This window comes from Flavobacterium tistrianum, from assembly GCF_003254545.1.
GTDB lineage: Bacteria > Bacteroidota > Bacteroidia > Flavobacteriales > Flavobacteriaceae > Flavobacterium > Flavobacterium tistrianum.
Genome location: NZ_QJRH01000070.1, coordinates 290,922 through 311,723, shown reverse-complemented (window position 1 = coordinate 311,723; position 20,802 = coordinate 290,922). Strand labels below are relative to the sequence as shown.

Genomic DNA, 20,802 nt, shown 5'->3' with positions numbered 1-20,802 from the left:
AAAATAACGATTTTATTCGAAATATTTATAGTACTCGCTTCTGTTTTTCGCTCTCAGCAATAGTTTTTTCAAGTCTAGAAAGCTGCGTTTTTTCTTGTTTGGCACTCATAATCCAATGAATTATAACTTTCTTGTAGGAAGGCGCTTGTTTCTCGAAAAATTCCCAGGCAATTATATTGCTTTTAAACTGTTTCTCATAAACCTCCAAAAGCGGAATAGGCTCCTTTTCGTGCGAATATATTTTGGATTTATTTTCAGTTCTAAAACTAAACGCTTTCAGACCCGATTCTGTCATTAATCCAGCCTTAGTTAAATCTTCCATTTTTTGGATATTAATTGCACTCCAAATGCTGGAAGGTTTTCTCGGAGTAAAACGAATGGTATAACTATCCTTATCAATAGATTTTCGAACACCATCAATCCAGCCAAAACAAAGCGCCTGATCGACAGATTCTGGCCAAGTTATAGAAAGTTTTCCACTTGTAACTTTATAAAAACCAACTAAAAGCTCTTTTTCCTTTTGATGATTTTTCTCAAGCCACTTTCTAAATTCTTGTTGATCTGCGAAGAAAGTTGGTTCCATTTGTTTTTTTTTATAAATGTATAAAGAATCTCGCAAAGTCGCAGATACGCAAAGTTTATTAAAAAAATAAACCATATAAGTTATATAAGTAAAATAAGTTTAAACTTAAATTATCTTATATAACTTATATGGTTCAAAAACTTTGCGTCTCTGCGACTTTGCGAGATTAATTTACTTTTACTTCAATTGTTGATGTCTGTAAACCAGAAGCCATCGCCTTCAACTTAATATTATCGCTCTTTCCATTCGACTGAATAATCACAACACATTTCCCATTAAATAATTTACAGGAATTCGCTTTAAAAGAATCTAAATTGGCTTGATAACCATTATCAACTCCAACTAATTTTCCTCCGCCAGTTACTTCAAAATTGATTAAATCCATTGCGTTTGGCACTAAGTTTCCGTCTTTGTCAAGCATTGAAACGGTTACGTAAACCAAATCGTAAGTATCATTTTTAATTGCAGTTTTTTCCGCTTTTAAATCAATTTTAGAAGCTTGTCCTGCTGTATGAATTTCTTTTTCTAAAACTACTTTTCCGTTCTTTCTTGAAACAGCTTTTAATGTTCCAGGCTCGAATTTCACTCTCCAAGAAATATGCAAATCATCATTTTGTTTGTCTTTCTTTCCTAACGACTTTCCGTTTAAGAATAATTCCACTTCATCAGCATTATTATAATAAGCCCAAACTTCGACTTCCTGATCTTTTTTCCAGTTCCAATGCGGTAAAATATGTAGAACTGTTTTCTTCGACCATTCACTTTGGTACATATAATACACATCTTTTGGAAGTCCCGCCAAATCTACAATTCCGAAATACGAACTTCTCGCAGGATAAGGATATGGATCTGGTTCTCCGATATAATCAAAACCTGTCCAGATAAAAGTTCCGGCCATGAAATTCTGACTTTTAATCGTTTTCCAGTTTTCTTCGTGCGTTGCTCCCCAATACGATTTTACTTGATCGTAAGCCGAAACTGTCCAATCGGCATTTCCGTCAAACGGCGCACCGTGTTTCGTTGGCCACGCTTTAATTCCGTCTGGAAAATCATAATGTCCACGCGTTTCTAAAGCCGAAACACTTTCAGAAGCTAATATTTTTTGTCCTTTAAATTTCGTTGGAAAATCTTTATAATCTTCATGTTTGTAATTGAATCCTAATAGATCTAAAGCTCCTGACTGATAAATGAAGTTCTTCTCAATTACGTTTTCTGTCAAAGCCGAAGTTACAGGACGTGTCGTATCTAACGATTTTACAATTTTAGCTAATTCTCTGGTAATCGCAATTCCAGTCGAATCAAACTGTTCTCTAATTTCATTACCAATACTCCACATCATAACTGACGGATGATTACGGTCTCTTTTGATAAAATCTTCTAAATCTTGTTTGTGCCAAGCATCCCAATCTTTGTGATAATCGTTGGTTACTTTTTTCTTTTTCCAAACATCGAAAGCTTCGTCCTGAACGATGAATCCCATTTCGTCGCACAATTGCATCATTTCCAAAGAATGTGGATTATGAGACATTCTAATAGCGTTTGCTCCCATTTCTTTCATCAGAGTCAGTTTTCTTCTAACAGCATGGATATTTTCTACCGCACCCAAAGCTCCATTATCGTGATGTAGACAAACTCCATAAATTTTAGTCGGAACACCATTTAAAGAAAATCCTTTTTCTGAATCAAAATTGAAAAATCTAAATCCGAACGGAGTTTCATATGTATCAATTAAAGTTGAGCCATCATAAACCTTAGTGCTAATTTTATACAAGTATGGATTTTCTGTATCCCATAGAATTGGTTTTTTCACATTAATATTCTGCTTAACTTGTAATTCTGAATTTGCTGGAATATTTCCATCTGAAATTCCTTTTGCAACTTCAATATTGTTTTTATCTAAAATTGTCGAAACTAACTTAAAAAGCTTATTCTTACTCAAATCGTTCTGAACATCGATATCAATATCAACAACAGCTTTTTCTTTAGAAATAATTCTTGTAGTGACATATGTTCCCCATTTTGCAACATGAATTTTATTAGTTGCAACTAATCTCACGTTTCTATAAATCCCAGAACCAGTGTACCATCTTGAATTAGGCTGAGAATCATTATCGACTTTTACGGCAATAGTATTGGATTTTCCGAAGTTTAAATACTGCGTTAAATCATAACCAAAAGAAATATAGCCGTTTGGACGAATTCCTAATGATTTTCCATTTATGAAAACTTCACTGTTTTTAAAAACACCATCAAACTCAATTGAGACTTTTTTGTTTTTCCAATTTGCAGGAACTGTAAATACTTTACGATACCAGCCTTTTCCAGCAGGCAAAAATCCTTGTGCTTGTTTGGTTTTAGCATCTTTATCAAAAGTGCCTTCGATACTCCAATCGTGCGGTAATTGCAACGTTCTCCAATCGGAAGCATTGAAATTGGCGTTAATTGCTTCTGGATAATCTCCTAATTTGAAGTTCCAGTTTTTGTTGAAGTCTTCTACAATTCTGGCTTGTTTTTGTGCAAAAACTGATACCGAAAACAATAAGGCAATTGTAATTTTTTTTAAAATCATATTCTTTAGTTTTCTCTCGCAGAGACGCAAAGTTTTTTTTTTAAACCATATAAGTTATGTAAGTTCAATTAAGACAAAACTTAAAATTATCTTATATTACTTACATACTTTAATTTTCTTAGCGTCTTTGCGACTTTGCGAGATTATTTTTTATTTACTGAAATTCGAAATTGTCCAACATTAATCCTTTCAAATCATCACCTTCCAATGTTATTTTATACGTTCCTGCATTAATATATCCTCCAGAAGTCGTATTTAAAATCTTCCATTTTTCAGGCGAAGGGAAAAACTCAATCGTATCATTTCGCATCAAAATTCCGTACGCATCTTCCATTTTGAATTTTACTTTTAATGGCGTTTCGTTTCGATTCATAAAACGGAAACGCATTAAATAGATTCCTGCAACTCCTGGTTTTACATCAAATTCGATACTGTTATTTGTTTTCTTCGTAAATTCAACATAATCGGCTTTTTTGAAATTCCCTTTTTCGATTCCGTCACCTGTTGTTTTTGTCTTTTCAGCTTCGATAATTACAACTGGTCTCGAATCGTCTTTTTCACCCATATCGTAAGTTGGAACTACAGCAATTGTACTTATATTCTCCGAATTATCAAAAAGAACTTTCTCACCTTTCTTTACTTTTTTAGCGAAAACATCAAATGAAATTCCGTTGCTATTTTCTGCTTTTTCTTCTATTTTTTTATAATCTGAAAGTCCGTTTACAGTTTTGATTTTACTGTCAACTAAAATATAAATCGTCGATTCTTCTTTTGCACTAAATGAACCTTTATTTTTTGAATTGTCTGAAAACTGTAAATAATCTGCACCAAAAACTTCTGATGGCAATTCGGTAAAACTAACTTCTGAATCAGCATATTGTTTTGAATTAATATCTAACCAAGACGCAATTTTAAAATCTTTAGAATCTAAACTCACATTTTGAATATTGCTTGGAGATTCTACAACAGGTTTAACATTTTTATCTTTCGTAGCAATCGCAATCGCAGAAATTATCGCTTGCGAAGCTTTCACATTTGGAAAAGAAATCACAATTTTTCCGTTAACACTTTTTACGATGAATGTTTTCTTTATGGCATTGTCGTGTCCTGCTTCTGCCCAAATATCGAAATCCTTTAAAATGATATTATCATTGATGGCAACATCAAACAAACGCCAGCCTTTGCAATCCATTCCTCCTCCTGTTCCGTACCAAGGTTCTGTGAAATAAAGTTCAACTAAATATTCTCCGTCTGGAGCTGGGAATTCGTAACGCAGTTTATCAACTCCATATCTAAAACTTTGAAACAACTCAGGATCTTTTGTACCGTTTATAGGGTCGAAAGTTTTTCTTTGACTAGCAAAAAAGTCTGGCAATTTTTCAAAATTATCTGTCCATGATAACGAACCCCAAGTATTTTGGTCGCTTTTATGTCTGTCTGTTGACCAAATATTTCCTAAACTATCTGTTAATTCAGAGCCTCCGCAATTAACTCTATAAATGTAATTGTAACCGCTTTTGGCTTTTGTAATATCAGTTTTATCCGTTATTAAAGTATTGAAATTTGGCGCTTTTGGAAAGTTACTTAAAACAATATAATCTTTCGCAACTGCTTTTCCATTTACATAACCAACAGCATATAAAACATTGTATTGGATATTTACATTATTGAACTGAAAATGCTGTCCGATTCCCAGATTTTTTAGTTTTCCAAGTGAAATTTTATTGACATCATTAAACAATTCTACTTCATCGCAATTAGAATAAATATCGATTCCGTTTTGGATTCCCGGTTTTTCCCAACGACTTGGCCACGTATGCGAAACGATATAAACCATCGGATTGGTTTTGTTTGAAACATAATTCGCGCGATACATATAAAAAGCATCCAAAGGTTCGCCCCAAATCGTAAAAAGACCTTTGTAATTTACTGGGCCAACTTTATCAATATCTCTGAAACCTTCTCCGTTTTGTACACGTCCCGGATTTTCGTGCGAAGCAAAAAGCCAGTTAAATTGTCCCGCAATTTTATCTTTTACAGATTCGGCTTCTCTAACTTTAATTTCCATTAATTGAGAAAAACGGTTTTCACTTAAAGTTCCTTTTTGATCAAACTCACCTTCTGTATGTAAATCGGCTGAACGCCATGCGCCGTATTCTCCGTTTAATAATTGAGTCGCCATTTCTAAATGATACTTTAACGGATCTCCACCATACGTTCCCGACCAGTTTTGAACCACATTCCAATCTGTTCCTTCTCCACCGTTACAAGTTGTTACGATTCTTTGAGAAGCTGATAACGGATCCATTTCTCGGATAATCTGCGTGCATTCTTCCGCAAATTCTTTCGGAATTGTACTTTCGTTCTGCAATCCCCACATTACAACAGACGGGCTGTTTCTGCGTTCTTTAATCCATTCTCTCAATAATGTTTTAAAGTTTTCTTTGAATTCTGGGGTATCATACCAAATATGTGCTGAAAACTGACTCCAAAACAGAATTCCGTTTTCGTCAAGTTCTTTTTGATACAATAAGTTATGAGGCTGATGTGCTTCTCTAAAAGCATTGAATCCGCCTGCTTTGATTTGTTCAATTCGGGAATGAATCATTTCATCTGAAAACGAATGACTTTTTCCAATCAAATGTTCATATTCGCAGACTCCATTGATAAAAACAGGTTCATCATTAATTAAGAAACGATTGTCTTTTCCGTCACGACTTACCGGCCAGCTCACCCAACGGATTCCGTAAGGTGTTGTTACCTGATCGATTATTTTTCGATTTTCATAAATAGAAGTCACCAATTTATACAAATACGGACTGGATGGCGACCATAATTTCGGATTTTGAATCTCAGGAAGTGTCAATGCTATTTCTTTAGTTTCTCCCGAATTGATTTTGTTGTCGTTTTTTATAATAACAACTTTCTTTCCTGAAGCATCCAAAAGAATATTTTCGATAGTTAAATTTCGCTGTGAAGTACCATAATTCTTAATCTCAGTCGTAGTATGAAGAATCGCTTTTTGTTTAGAAACCGATTTGTCATTCCAGATATGAACACCAAACGGCTGAATTCTGACATCGTTTGTTATGACCAAAGTAACGGGTCTGAAAATTCCCATTGGCTGAGAACCTTCTGAAAATCCCCATTCTCCAGAACAGCCTCCGCAAACCCAAGGTAAATCGGCAATAAATGATGGATGTGAAGCTTTTACTAAAATAATATTTTCTTTGTCGAAAGAAACCGCTTTGGAAATGTCTAAAGTAAAAGTAGTTCTTCCGCCTTTGTGTTCACCTACTTTTTTACCATTTACCCAAACTGTGGCATAAGAACTAACGCCTTCGAAATAAAGAAAATGCTGTTTTGAACTGTCTTTTTTATCGAGTTTTAATGATTTTTTGTACCAAGCCGTACCGTGTAAATTTCCATGTTTTGTTCTTCTGAAACCATAATACTGATCCCAATTGTGAGGCACACTAACCTTCTGCCAATTGGAATCAGTTTTTGGATTTTCTACGAAATCTTCTTCTTTCAGCGGAAGATTATCCAAGATTACGGTTTCCCAAGACGAATTCAGCGAAATTTCTTTACGAAACTTCCCTGAATCTTTGCTCTGACTCCAAACAAAGCAAAGACTTGAAAAAAAACAAAAAATAAAAAAAACTATTCTATTCATATTTTCTAAACCATATAAGTGATTATAAGGTTGTTTAAGTTATTCTACGAATCTTACCCCGCTTTTTTGTCATTTCGACGGAGGAGAAATCTTCGCAAGTAGCTCCGCATAGAAATGTCGCCAATCTTTGTAGAGTTTCTTGCGGAGATCCCTCGTTCCTCGGGATGACAAGATTGTGTTTATTACCTCTTATTTGCGTGAGGGATGGCAGTGGAGCTCTTTTTTGAGGCGATTTTTCTTCGTCTCAAAAAAAGCGGGAACGTACAGCCCGATTCGCCGCGGCGAACACGCCCAAATTATTCTTTTAATTTTAATCCTTATAGATACCTACAAGGTTTTGAAAACCTTGCAGGAACGCAGATTAATAAAACAACCAGTCAATAGCTGCTTTTTCTCCTGCATCAATATATCCTACATCACGTGGTGTAATGGTTTGATCTGCATCGATGAAACCTAAAATCAATACCTTTCCTTTTCCTAAATCCAATTTATTCTCGCCCGGCTGGAAAGTATACGTATGAATGTTTACACGAGGCAATTCTTTTAAATTCATGGCACTTGCCAAAATTACTTCGGCTTGACCGTGTGCATTTCCTGCTGCATCTGTTTCTAAACTTGGCGGTAGTAAAAATCGCTTCTGATCTGAATTAAAATACCCCACCACTAATTTAACCGCTTTTGTATTTCTAAACTTCAAATGCGTTCCTTTTTCGTTCTGATCGTTTTCTACAAACGAATAACCTCTCAGGTTTTGAAGTTCAGGAGCAATTTTAGTTAATTCAGAAATATCAGTTCCATACACTTTCGTTCCAGTCTTTACTAAATAACTTCCAGGTTTTTCATCGATGAAAGTTACATCAGCAGTTTTCCAAGGTTTTCCTTCTTTGGTTTCTATTTTTCCGTCTTTTGAGGATTTCAGTTTCTCCAGATTTCTTTTAAAATTAGCCAATTCACGCTTATAATGCGGTAATAACTCTGCCCAGGTTTTATTGTTTCCGTCGTCACCTCCAATTGGGATTCGGCGTTGAGCAGTCTGCATACTGTTAGCATAGTAATACGTATCTTTTGTCAAGTTTACCAATAACTCATAATATTCGATACTTTTTTCTAAATGAGGCATTGCTTGATCTAAATCTGCAATGTCGTTTGAGTAGCTGTATCGTAAAACCAATAAAGCAGCTTTTACTTTTTCTGAGAAGAAATCGGCGAAAGCCTTATAAGCATGAATATCATTTTTAAGACGTGCAAATTCTTCTTTGTCTTTAGTTACGCTGGCTTCAGCTTTGTCAATGGCTTCAACTGCTAATCTTCCGTGTTCTGTAATTTCTGCAATAATTTGTGTTGGAAGTTCACCAGAATGTGGTTCTTTGTTCCATTCTTTTTTAGCATATTCTAAAAGCAATTCGCCTGCTGGTCCGCAAGATTCGTGGAATCCAGGATAAACTCTCCATTTTGACGGATTTACCAACTGACTTTCGAACATTCCTAACAATAAGGTTTGACGGTTTCCTTCTGTGATTCCGAAACGTCTTAAAGTTTTTGGAGCAATTTCTCCTGTTTCTTCGTAGGCTTTTAAAATATTATTTGCTGCTTCCTGCGTAGTTCCAAATTTCGCAGCTAAATCATTATCCCAGAATTTAACTTCTTCGTTTCGATCTCTTTTGCTGTCCCAAGCATATCTCGCCCAAGCTTTGTACCAAATCCAATCACGATCCATTTCTAATAAACGTTCTCCTGATTTAGTTTTATCTGCCGAATACGGCCAATCCCAATACGATGCTTGCGGATATAAGTGTAAAGCATTTGCTCCGTGAACGCTGTGCATCGCTTTTACTGTTTTTTGGATAAAATCTGGAGAACCATATCTGAAAGGTTCTAAGTTTGCCAAAATGTGAACGTTCTCAATGTGAATTGATTTAAGAGCACTCAATTGTTTGTGGGTTTCTCCCCAAGGACCGCCTGGCGTATAAGTCGTTAACGATTCTCCTGTATATTTACTTTCTGTATAAAGATTTTTATATAACGGAAGTGATTTTTCCATTACCAAAGGCCCGTCTGTATCGTGAGAACGAAGAATAATTGGCGGTTCTTCAGTTTTTCCTAATGCTTGCAATCCATCACGAACACCCGGAATAATAGTTTTAGTAAACCATTCCACATCATCATCAACCGTATTGATTGCTTCTCCCAAACAAACCATTAATCCTACGTTTGGATATTTTTCGATAAAAGCCGCAATAGATTTTCTGGTATAATCTGATAATAAAGGCGTAATTGGTCTTGAACGATCCTGCGTTTTAATGTTGTAATGTTCTGCAAAAGGCTTAGAAACAAGAATATTATAGAACATCTGAATGACCCAGATTCCGCGTTTGTTTGCCTCAACTGTTAAGAATTTATAGATTTCTTCGTTCTTTTTGAAATCTTCCTCGCTTACTTCTACAGCAAACGGATATTCTTTTAGTTTTACTAAAGATGCAAACGGATGTCCGTTCCATAAATACAGAGAATTCATGCGGTTTTCTACCAGCATATCCAAGTATTTTATCCATAAGGCTTTATCATAAAACCACGGGAAAGTTTCTGGTGTATATGGATATTCGTAAACGTCACGTCCTGGAAGATAAACAGGTTTCTGCATTCCGATGCAAGCTCCTCTTAAAACCATTTCTGGACTATCATCAATATTAATCTCTGACGGAAGCTGACCTGAATTTTTAATTTTATCTGTTAATTCCAAAGCTCCGTACAAAGTTCCAGAAGCGTCCGTTCCTTCTACATACATAACATTATTTTGAGTGCGAATCTGAAACCCTTCTTTTTTAGATAATTTGCTATCGTCGATTTTAGCGCTTTTAGCATTTTGTTTCCAGAAATCGGTTCCTTTTTCTCCAATAACAATTACTTTATCTTTTGATTTTTTGAATTTATTAGAAGAAGTTACACTGAAACCTTTTGCTGTAAGTGTTTCAGATAATTTTTCTGCTCCAAATTTTGCTCTTGGCGAATTGGCATCAACCACAACTTTGATGTTCTGCGCTGTCGCGAAAGAGACGTAAAGACCTAAAAAAAGTAATTGTAAATATTTCATGGTATAATTTAATTCGTTAAAAATTCCCATCTAGTTTGTCATTTCGACGAAGGAGAAATCTTCGCAAGTAACTCCGCAACGAGAATCCAATCTTTGTAGAGCTTTTCGTGGAGATTTCTCCTTCATCGAAATGACAAAATGAGAAAACTATATTTTTAATTTTGGAAAATCTTCTTCAAATAAGCCACATTTGCTCCGTAATTGGCTTTTACGTTATGAACTTGTGTCACATCTCTAGAACGCTCTATAATCAGCCATCCGCTCCATTTCATTTCATCCAAAGTTTGTTTGATTTTTGGCATGTCGATCGCTTTGTCATTTTCTAACCAAAACTGATCGGTGTTTGAAGCATGAATTTGTCCTACATATTTCTTTCCTAAGATTTTCAATTCTGATGAAATGTCTCTTTTATTATCTAAAGCATTCGCAAAATTGAAAGAACTTTTAATGTATTTTGAACCTACTTCCTCCAAAAGTTTTTTCTCTTCAGTAGCACTTAACGAAGTTTCTATTGCAATAACTCCACCTATTTTACTCACTTCTTTTCCTGCCCATTGCAGTCTTTTAATCACTTCTGGTCGCAATTCTGGATTTTTAACTAAATCGGTTTGAGTTCCTAATGGAAGATACGCCACCTTTACTTTCATGTTTTTCATCGCCTGAATACAATCTGTTATCATTGGCGTGATTTCTCTTGTAGCAAAAGATTGCGCATAAAATCCAGACATGGCAATTGAACTGATTCCAACTCCTGTTTCTTTTGATTTGTCCAGGAATTTTTGTCTTTCTACAGGATCACCAAGCTTACTGTCAAAAGTCGGACGGTTTCCTAAACCTCCCATGTCCAATTCGATTCCATCGGCTTTTAATTCAGCAGCCAAACCAAAAGCGCCTAATTTTTGTCTTTTTAAAATCATCCAGTCGCAAACCGCCACTTTATATTTTTGCTTTTTATTGGAAGACTGAGCCGTTGCACAGCTGTTGAATGTTGTTGATAGAACAACAAGCATTGCAATAAATAAATTTCTTTTAGATTTCATGGTTATATTTTTTTGCCACAGATTAAAAGGATTAAAATGATTTTTTTATTCTAAGTTAATCTCCAAAATCTGCTAAATCTGCGAGAGTATTTTTTTTTCACGCAGATTTGGCAGATCTAGCAGATTTTTTAATCCTTTCTAATCCTTTTAATCTGTCGCTATATCTTTATTATTCTTCCTCTGCTTTTACTGCTGTTACGACTTTTCCTTCTTCGCCTGGCCAGACTCCGTTTTTAATTGGAAGCGCTACCAATTTACTTGGATCAATTTTCACATATTTCAGTTTTTCTCTTCTCCAAGTGTAGACAATATGCACCATTCCGTCTGAACTTTGAATCATCGATGGGTAAGAATATTGACTGATTTTTGAGTCTTCTAAAACCAAAGCAGCGTTCCAGTTAATTCCGTCTTTTGAAACCGAAACATTCAAAGGCGTTCTTGGCCCTTTTGCTTCTGTTCCAGGAGGTAAAACATGATTGTAAACCAATAAATGTCTGCCGTCTTTAAGTGTTACGGCATCTGTTCCTGAGTTGTTATTTGGTAATCCGATTAACTCAACATCTGACCATGTTTTTCCGTTATCTTTTGAGAATGTGCTGAAAATCGCTCTGTTTCTAGTTCTTCCGATAGCCTGAATACTTCCGTCTTTGTGAAATAAAATACTTGGCTGAATCGCATTGATTTTTTGTTTTCCTCTTGGAAGCGTATCGCCCATTACCCAAGTTTTTCCGAAATCTGGAGTAGATTCCATTCGCAATCTCCAACCGTCGCCTTCAATACTTGACGGACATAATAAAGTTCCGTTACCTAATAAAACTGGTTTATTTTTGATTGGTCCTAAGAAACCGTCTGGCATTTTTTTAGCCTCAGACCAGGTTTTTCCGCCATCAGATGAAGTTCTGATTACGCCCCACCATTCTGATGGTTTTGGACCTATTTTATAGAATAACATTAAATCGCCACCCGGAATCTGATATAAAACAGGGTTCCAAGTTGGTAATCTTGGCCCTTCTTTCATAACACCGTCGGCAACTTTTACGCCTTCGTTCCAGGTGTCGCTTCCTTTTGGTTTGATGGCCACATAAATGCAAACGTCAGGATGTCTTTCGTGCGTTCCTCCAAACCATGAGGCAACTAAATCACCATTTGTAGCTTCGACAATTGTAACAGCGTGGCAAGATGGATAAGGCGCTTTATCGTAAATAAATTGATCTACTAAGATTCCTTCTTTCCAAGTCTTTTTCTCTAAAGCCGACTTACAACTTCCTAAAAGGAAAAGTCCAAACAAGACAAATGCTAATTTTATTACCTTCATTCTTAATTAAATTATGAATTATTTTTTTTGACTATAAATACATACCCAACATTTTTTTGGGTAAAAATATTTAATAAGTGTAAAAATAACACCAAAAAATTAACAATGTATCCTGTACTGTCCCGAATTATCAAAAATGAAGGTTATTTAACGTATATAGCATAATTCCCTGACGAAAGTGCAACCAATATTTGATTTTTCTCTATTGAATGAGAATATGAAGTTTTATCTAACTTTTGTTTATTGATCGAAACAGCAGAAACATCATTTGAAGGAAGATATACTAAAGCCGTTGTATTCGCAGGAATTGTAATATTCCAAACCAAAGCTTTTTTATCTTTTTTCCAGTCGCTTTTAATCGTTCCGTAAACCGATTCGTAAGAAGCGTTTACATACGTCAATCCTGCATTAAAATCAGGTTTCATGATAATTTGTTTGAAGCCTGGAGTTTCAGGATTACTCTTGATTCCCGCCATATTCTCGTAATACCAAATCAGCAAATCGCCTAAAAGCATGACATGGTTTTGCGAATTCATTGCAGGATCTGCCGTGTTTCCGTTCCAAAGTTCCCAAATGGTTGTAGCGCCATTTTCGACCATATATCCCCAGCTTGGATACGTTTTGTTGGATGCCAATTTGAATGCCAAATCACCACGACCGAAATTAGTTAATGTTCGCATTAAAAATTGTGTTCCGATAACTCCTGTACTTACATGACCATTTTTAGTCACTTCCACTTCATGCACTAAGTTCTCAAATACTTTTTGTTTTAATTCTTCCGGAACCATTCCGAAAGTCAAAGGCAATAAATTGGCTGTCACAGTATTATTGGCGTAGCTGTTTTTGTCTTTGTTGAAATATTTAGCGTTGAATGCTTTTTTGATTCTTAAAGCTAATCCATCATAATGATTAATATCATTTTCAGCATTCGCGATTACCGCAAATTTCTTCATGATATTTAAAAGCTGATAATAAAACGCACTCGAAATCAATTCACCATCTGTTAAACGTGAAGGATCTTTTGAACGAATTAACTCCAAAGACTCAGGCGGAACACACCAATCGCCATATTTATCTTTGGTCATGATATCGTCAACCAAATAGTTTTCTTCCATATAATCCATCCATTTTTTCATGTATGGATATTGTTTTTCTACCACTTTTGCATCTCCAAATTGCTGATACAACATATCGGCAACGGTAATATAAGTACCTGGCCAAGTCACATTATCGCCGTAATAACGCCAGAAAGCTGGGGCTACATCTGGAATTCCACCATCAATGGTTTGTGAATTTTTAATATCATCCAACCATTTTGCATACAAAGTCTGATTGTCGAATAAAAAACTTTCTCCGTAAGCTCCAGTTGTTCTGTCTCCCAACCAAGGTTGGCGCTCATTTCTCTGCGGACAATCAATCGGCATTCCTTTATAATTTCCACTGATTCCCCACCAAGCATTTTTAAAAATCTGATTCATAATCGGATTAGAAGAATCGAAAGTTCCTGTTGTCGCAATATCATCATAAACCACTTTCCCAACAAAATTTTCTAAAGCAGGTTTAGTTTTAAATCCTGAAATCTCAACAAATCTGAATCCATGAAAAATAAAACGTGGTTCCCAAACTTCTTCACCTTCTCCTTTTAAAGTATAAATATCCGTCGTTTTTGCATCACGAAGATTCGCAATATACAACGAACCATCTGGCTGTAACGATTCTGCAAATTTCATCGTGATTTTGTCTCCCGAATTTCCTTTTACTTTCAATTGTAACCAGCCCACCATATTTTGTCCCATATCCAGGATATAAGTTCCTTTTGGTGTCTGTTTAATTGAAATCGGTTTTACTTCGCGTTTTACCTTCATATTCGCCGACATCTGTCCTTCGTAGAATCCGCCTGGTTCCTGAACGTATCTGGCGTTTACCCAGTTTTTATCATCAAAATTGGTTGTATTCCAGCCTTTCATTTCTTTGCGGGCATCATATTCTTCGCCATCGTATTCGTTGTTAGCTAAAATCGGGCCGTCGGTTGTTAGTTTCCAAGTATCGTCTGTTCGGATAACGTCTTTGCTTCCATCGGTATATTCTACAAATAGCTGCAGAGCCATTTTCGGCAAACCAAATGACTTGATTTTGTAGGGTTTATAATCTTGTCGCATGGCAAAAAAACGTCCGTTTCCTAAAATTGTTCCTAGCATATTTTTACCTTCTTTCAATTGCGAAGTCACATCAAAAACATTGTATTTTATATTTTTGGTATAGTCCGTAGGAACAGGTGCTAAAACTTGGTCGCCAATTTTATTTCCGTTGATGTACAACTCGTACAAGCCCATTCCCATAATAAAAACTTTGGCGCTTTTTACCTGTTTTTTCAAGTTGATTTCTTTTCGCAGATAACGCGCTGACAATTTTGAATACTGCGAAATGCTGTCATCTTTCGACAATTTTTCATAACCAATCCAACGAGTCGATTTCCAATCAGCATAAGTCAAAATTCCGATGCTAAAATGTGCCGTTTCTTTTGATTGAGTTTCGCCTTTATTGGTAAAAACCGTTACCTTCCAATAAACGTCTTGTCGGTCTTTTAGCTTTTTCCCGTTATAAATTACATTGACAGAAGCGTCACTTTGTACTTTTCCGCTGTCCCATAAATCTCCGTTTCCGGCATTTAATTTCTCTAAACTTGAAGAAGCTTTGATTTGATACGCCGTTTGTTTTACATCGTTTATATCTGCTTTTATTTTCCAGCTCAATCTTGGCTGTAAAACATCAATTCCTTCCGGATTGGTCAGCATTTCGCACTTTAAATCACTTACAATGATTTTGTTTTGGGCTTTCGCCGAAATTGTGAAAAGTGAAATGATTAAGGTAAGATGTAAAAAAAACTTTTTCATGATTTTATATTTAGTCCCAGAGGGACGATATATTTATAGATTTTATAATAATAAGTTCAATAAGCTCCAGCGGAGCGACATAATTATCTAAAGGTATCGCTCCGCTGGAGCTTTTTATCATTTGGATATATATTTTGCTATAAATATTATGCTTCTCCGAAGCTCAAACCTAATTACGGATTAATAAATCTTCGTAGTTTATCCAGCGCACTTAAGCTTTCAAAAGCAATTTTATATTGTTCTAAGAATTTACTTGCTTTCCAGCGCATTTTCCATTCTGGATCTTTCAGCTTTTGTCTCAGCTTAGATACTACAATTGAATTACTCTTTAAAACTTCTTCATCACTCCAATCTTGAAGAAATTCTAAAGCGTTTAAACGAGTTTCTAAATCTTTATGATCTAATCCTTTTAGTAATGTTTCTCTAACTTGTCCCGTATTATACGAACTTATATCTTCGACTAAAATCTCATATAAAACCGGAGTTAGTTCTTTAATTTTATTCTGATTTAATGCAATCTGAAAAACTCTGCTAAATTCATCCGAAAGAAAATCTGCCCATTTATCAATATCTTCATCTTCACTCAGCGAATAATAAATAAAACTGACTTTATCAGGTTGCACAAAGAGTTGATTTTCACAAAAACGTTTTATTCCATCTAAATCTTTAACAGCTAATTTTTGAACGTCTTGTATTGCCTCTTCCGAATCCTCATGTTCAAGGCTATAATATTGCTCTAAAGTGATGATTTGGTCAAAATCATGTATAGGTTCGTAAACAATTTTATTCTCGCTCATAGTGCTTGGTGTAAACTTTGGAGTATATTTTTTTAGAAGTTCCTTAATTTCATTTTCAGATACATTGTAATCATCTATTTTTATTTCGATTGTTTTCTGCTTATAAACAAAAGTGAGGTAAAACTCTTTATAGGACAAATTGTACTTTGCCGTGTGTTCTGTTTTGGCAATAACTCTTGGAAATATAATATCTTTCCATTCATAAAAAACCTCATTCAGTTCTAATCCTTCTTGTGAGAATATTATTTTTTTATGAAAATTAAAAAGAGTCATCACTGCTTTTTTTCCATAAACGATGATAAACAAAACAGCAACAATTGGTAATACTAAATCCGTAAATTTAAAGGTAATCTTTTCAACATTTATGAGTGATAAAAAGTAAATGCCTAAAACCACAAATACCATATTCCAAGCAATATGAAATACACCGCCTTTGATTGAATAATTTAATACTGTTTTCTCCAAATTTTATTCTTAACTAAATCGACATTATCGGTTTAAAATTATTCAGAAACTAACTTCTCCAATTTATCAGAAACCGCAATTTCCTTCCCATTTTTAAAGATTCTAAAACCTTTTCCTTTATGATATTTTTCTCCTGTTTTATCCCAAAGAATGGTAATGATATTGCTATGATATAAAACATTATCCAAACAAAACCAATCCCATTTTTCTTGCGGAATCAACGGATTTACTTCAATCTTTTCATCAGCTCTCGGACGTAAACCAACCAAACCTGTAATCATTAAATCATTGAAAGTCGAATGATTGTAATAACGGCTTCTTTCTCTGTCACCCATTAACCAATATCCAGTTATCTCATCCAAATATTCACCCAAATAAGGTCTTCCTCTGTAATATTGCGACTGAACATACAATTCCATCTGCTTGAAATAATCTGTTTTGCCAACATAATTCTGATTGTAATTATTCAAAACATTCGCCAAAGCGGTTAAAGTCTGCGAACTTGCAAATGGCCAAATTGCACCATCCCATTCGCAGGTTCCAGTTCCGTGTGTTCTAAATCTCGGACTTCTTCTTTCTGCTGTTGTTAATCCAAACGGAGCCGAAAATCCTTTTTCATCTTTAATTTGCTCCCACGCTTTTTCAAAACCTTTATTTTGCTCCGGCAGATTAAAATACCACGGAATAAATCCAATTGCTTCTCGAACCTGCGCCAAAGTATCTTTTTCTGTAAAGGTCTCAAAAAAATCGCTTTTCTGATTCCATAATTTCGTTTCTACTAATTTTTGCAGAACATCAGCTTTCGCTTTGAATTTTGCTTCTGCTTCTTTATCGCCTTTCATTTCAGCCATTTTAGAAATTGCTACAGCATTTCCATACATATAACTGTTAATTGTCGGTCTTGCATTTTGTACTTTTCGTCCGCCACTTAAGGATTCTTCCATCCCGTCTTTTACATCATGTTGCCAAAATAAACCATCTTTGCGCTGACGGTCTTTTTCCCAAACGGCATAATCTGTAACCATATCAGGATACAAATCCAATAAGAATTTTTCATCTTTATTCACCAAATAACCATTGTACAAAGCATCGGCTGTCCAACTGCTGAATTTATACAATTTGTTCATTGGTTTTCCATCATTTCCTCTATACCAAAGTTTCACATCCTGCTCAATGTATTTCGGATCATGAACCCATCTGAATTCGTTGATGTGGTGTCCCAAAGCACAACTAATCATATTGTATTTGTCGGCATACGAACGATCAACCAAGAACTCGGTAATCGCAAATCCTTGCGGTGTATTTTTAATATGTTTGCGAACGCTCCACCATCTAAAATAATAAATCTCCTCAAAATTCTGTTGTGGACATTCAAACAATGGAATGTTCTTTTCCATCCAAGCCCAAGCACTGTCATTTGGAATTGCAAACTTCAAGTTTTCATCTTCCATCGTGTTGAAGTAATCAACATAATGTTTGAAGCTTTTTTCTTTTAAAATAACTGATTTTCCTTTTTGCGAATGGTCTGCACCAGATTTGCAACTGCTGTTTAAACATGCAATTACTATTGAAAGTGTTATTATTTTATGTTTGAAATTTGTCAACATTCTATTCAATTGATTTTAATATTTTGGGCGTGCCCCTCCGGGTCGTGCTGTCCGTTCCCGCTTCCCAATGAAAAATCGGGAGAGCTCCACTTCCATCACTCACGCAAGAGAACTTTTCATTTTCGATCTCCTGCAAGGTTTTCAAAACCTTGTAGGTGTTTTATTTTAATTAAAAACTAAACCTTCAATTTCATACCTACAAGGTTTTAAAAACCTTGCAGGAAACGTATCAAGACCTATCAGGTTTTAAAAACCTGTTAGGTCTAACCTCATATATTAATTCCCAGTAAAAGTATAAGTCTGCCCTGCTTTCATATTTACATCGTAAATATTGTAATTTGGCAATTCTACTTTAGGCAATTTTGCTTCCTTAGAAATAATCGGTTTCTTCACTTCCACATCATAAAACAACGGATTTGAATTTTTCCCTTTTGCTTTTTTAAGCGAAGAACCTTTTAAAGTATTCTCAACTTTCAATCGACAGTTTCCTCCTATTTTCGAGTAAATTTGCAATTCCGAAACTTTATTATTTTTCCAGGTCATATCAATTACGAAACCACCTCTTGCAACTAAACCTTTTATGCTTCCGTCTTTCCAAACCGTTGGCAAAGCAGGCAATAACTGAATCGCATCTTCTTGGCTCTGCATCAACATTTCGGCAAAACCAGCAGTACATCCAAAGTTTCCATCAATTTGAAATGGCTGATGTGCATCTAACATATTTGGATAAGTTCCTCCTCCTTTTCTTTGATCTGCTGTAACTAAATGCAATTGATCTTGAATCAATTTATAAGCGTGATTTCCGTCTAATAATCTTGCCCACAAATTCACTTTCCAACCCATTGACCAGCCTGTAGATTCGTCTGTTCTGTAAATCAGTGATTGTTTTGCCGCTTCAAACAATTCAGGTGTTTTTATTGGCGAAATCTGATTACTTGGATACAATCCATACAAATGCGAAACGTGTCTGTGATTGTCTTTCGGATTGTCCCAATCGTCCTGCCATTCTTGTAATTGGTTATGTTTACCCACTTTCATTGGAAGCATTTTTGCCAAAGCATCGCTTACTTTTTTCACATAAGATGCATCTGGTGAAACCAAAGCCGAAGCCTCGATTACATGCGTAAACAAATCAAAAATCAACTGATTATCCATTGTCGTTCCCGATGCAATTGTCGCTTTTCCAGTTCCGCCTGCGTGCGTGTTTTCAGGTGAACTTGAAGGCACAACAACCAAATATTTTGTATTTGGATCAATAACCATATAATCTAAAAAGAAATCAGCAGCGCCTTTCATTATTGGATAAATTTCTTCTAAATACTTTTTATCTCCTGTATATAAATATCTTTCCCATAAATCCTGACAAACCCAAGCGCCACCAGTCGGCCACATTCCCGAAGCAGCTGAATCTACCGGAGCGGTTACACGCCAGATATCGGTATTGTGATGTAAAACCCATCCGCTGGCATTGTACATCATTTTCGCAGTTTCTGCACCCGTTACAGCCAATTCTTTTGCCATTTGCACAAAAGGTTCGTGCATTTCCTGCAAATTGGTTACTTGTGCCGGCCAGTAGTTCATTTCGGCATTGATGTTTGTCGTGTATTTACTGTCCCAAGGCGGTGTCACCATATCGTTCCAGATTCCTTGTAAATTGGCTGGCTGTCCTCCTGGCTGTGAACTCGAAATTAAAAGGTAACGTCCGAATTGGAAATACAATGAAGCCAACTGCGGATCAAATTGTTTTGAAAAATCTCTGATTCGTTCGTTTGTTGGTTTCTTCGTCAATTCGTTTGAACCTAAGTCTAAAGCAACTCTGTTGAAGAATTTTTGGTAATAATCAACGTGGGCTTTCTTTATGGTTTCAAAATCTTTTGTTTCCGCTTTCGCTAAATAGTCTTTGCTTTTTGCGATTTCATCTCCCGAAATATCTTGGTAGTTTTTGAAATTGGTTGCAATCGAAATGTATAAAGTCACTTCGTCGGCTTTATTGATACTTAAAATGCCGTTACTGGCATCGATTTGACCGCCTTTGTTTTTAGCGGTTAATCGGCCTTGGAATTTTACTTTTCCTTTTATGCCTTCAAAGTTAGTTCCAACTCCCGAAAGTATAATCTGGTTTCCTTCTGTCGAAGAGACTGTTTTATCAATCGGACTATTCATAAAAACGTTACAAGTAATCTGTCCCGGCTGACTCGCAGTAAGTTTGACCACAATAACCTGATCTGAAAATGCAGTTAGAATTTCTCTAGTAAATTCGACGCCATTTACTTTATATTTAACTTTCGCTGTAGCGTTACTGATGTCTAAATCACGATAATAATCCGTATATTTTTGATGTCCGTTGAATGAAATATAAACACTTCCGAAAGTTTGATACGGCATTCCGTCATTCGTTTGCGACATAATATCCTGCGTTGCTAAATCCTGCGCTTCATCAAATTTTCCGTCAAAAATTAACTGGCGAACAATTGGCAATGCTTTTATCGATTTAGAATGGGCATTGCTGTTTGGAGATCCTGCCCAAATGGTTTCTTCGTTCAATTGTAAACGTTCTACTGCTGGGTCGCCAAAAACCATTGCACCTAAACGTCCGTTGCCTAAAGGCAAAGCTTCGTTCCAGATGGATGCTGGTTTATCGTACCATAATTTTAGATCGTTTTGAGCTGTTGCAGTTATGGAAAAAATTCCAAGACAGATTGCTGTTATTTTAATTTTTAACTTCATAGTATATTTTTTTTCGTCACGAATTCACGGATTTTCTC

At 35.6% G+C, this 20,802-nt stretch carries 10 protein-coding genes; all 10 read right to left on the bottom strand.

Annotation, left to right across the window (positions count from 1 at the left end; genetic code table 11):
* Positions 1–25: 25 nt before the first annotated feature.
* The 10 genes from DMB71_RS14740 to DMB71_RS14690 all read right to left on the bottom strand — a co-directional run bounded on the left by DMB71_RS14740 (position 26) and on the right by DMB71_RS14690 (position 20,764).
* Entirely contained in the window at positions 26–583 is a 558-nt protein-coding gene (locus tag DMB71_RS14740) for a YdeI/OmpD-associated family protein (RefSeq protein ID WP_111367434.1), read from the bottom strand.
* Positions 584–749: 166 nt separating this feature from the next.
* A complete protein-coding gene (locus DMB71_RS14735; protein WP_111367319.1) occupies positions 750–3,152 on the bottom strand; it encodes a sugar-binding domain-containing protein in 2,403 nt (800 codons plus the stop codon).
* A 154-nt stretch (positions 3,153–3,306) separates the two neighbouring features.
* Positions 3,307–6,828, bottom strand: coding sequence for a malectin domain-containing carbohydrate-binding protein (locus DMB71_RS14730; protein WP_111367317.1), 3,522 nt, complete (start codon positions 6,826–6,828; stop codon positions 3,307–3,309).
* A gap of 361 nt (positions 6,829–7,189) precedes the next feature.
* A complete protein-coding gene (locus DMB71_RS14720) occupies positions 7,190–9,949 on the bottom strand; it encodes an alpha-d-galacturonidase (RefSeq protein ID WP_239452983.1) in 2,760 nt (919 codons plus the stop codon).
* Positions 9,950–10,074: 125 nt separating this feature from the next.
* Positions 10,075–10,959 carry a sugar phosphate isomerase/epimerase family protein gene (locus tag DMB71_RS14715; RefSeq protein WP_111367314.1) on the bottom strand — a complete coding sequence of 295 codons (885 nt, stop codon included), beginning with the start codon at positions 10,957–10,959 and terminating at the stop codon, positions 10,075–10,077.
* Between the two features lie 169 nt (positions 10,960–11,128).
* Entirely contained in the window at positions 11,129–12,274 is a 1,146-nt protein-coding gene (locus tag DMB71_RS14710) for a sialidase family protein (RefSeq protein ID WP_111367313.1), read from the bottom strand.
* Between the two features lie 143 nt (positions 12,275–12,417).
* On the bottom strand, positions 12,418–15,168 hold the full coding sequence (locus DMB71_RS14705; RefSeq protein WP_111367311.1) for a glycoside hydrolase family 78 protein: 2,751 nt from the start codon (positions 15,166–15,168) through the stop codon (positions 12,418–12,420).
* A 173-nt stretch (positions 15,169–15,341) separates the two neighbouring features.
* Positions 15,342–16,430 carry a HEAT repeat domain-containing protein gene (locus DMB71_RS14700; protein WP_111367310.1) on the bottom strand — a complete coding sequence of 363 codons (1,089 nt, stop codon included), beginning with the start codon at positions 16,428–16,430 and terminating at the stop codon, positions 15,342–15,344.
* A 38-nt stretch (positions 16,431–16,468) separates the two neighbouring features.
* Positions 16,469–18,037 carry an MGH1-like glycoside hydrolase domain-containing protein gene (locus DMB71_RS14695; protein WP_111367308.1) on the bottom strand — a complete coding sequence of 523 codons (1,569 nt, stop codon included), beginning with the start codon at positions 18,035–18,037 and terminating at the stop codon, positions 16,469–16,471.
* A 276-nt stretch (positions 18,038–18,313) separates the two neighbouring features.
* Positions 18,314–20,764 (bottom strand): glycoside hydrolase family 95 protein, encoded by a 2,451-nt coding sequence (locus DMB71_RS14690; protein ID WP_111367306.1) that lies wholly within the window; start codon positions 20,762–20,764, stop codon positions 18,314–18,316.
* Positions 20,765–20,802 lie beyond the last annotated feature (38 nt).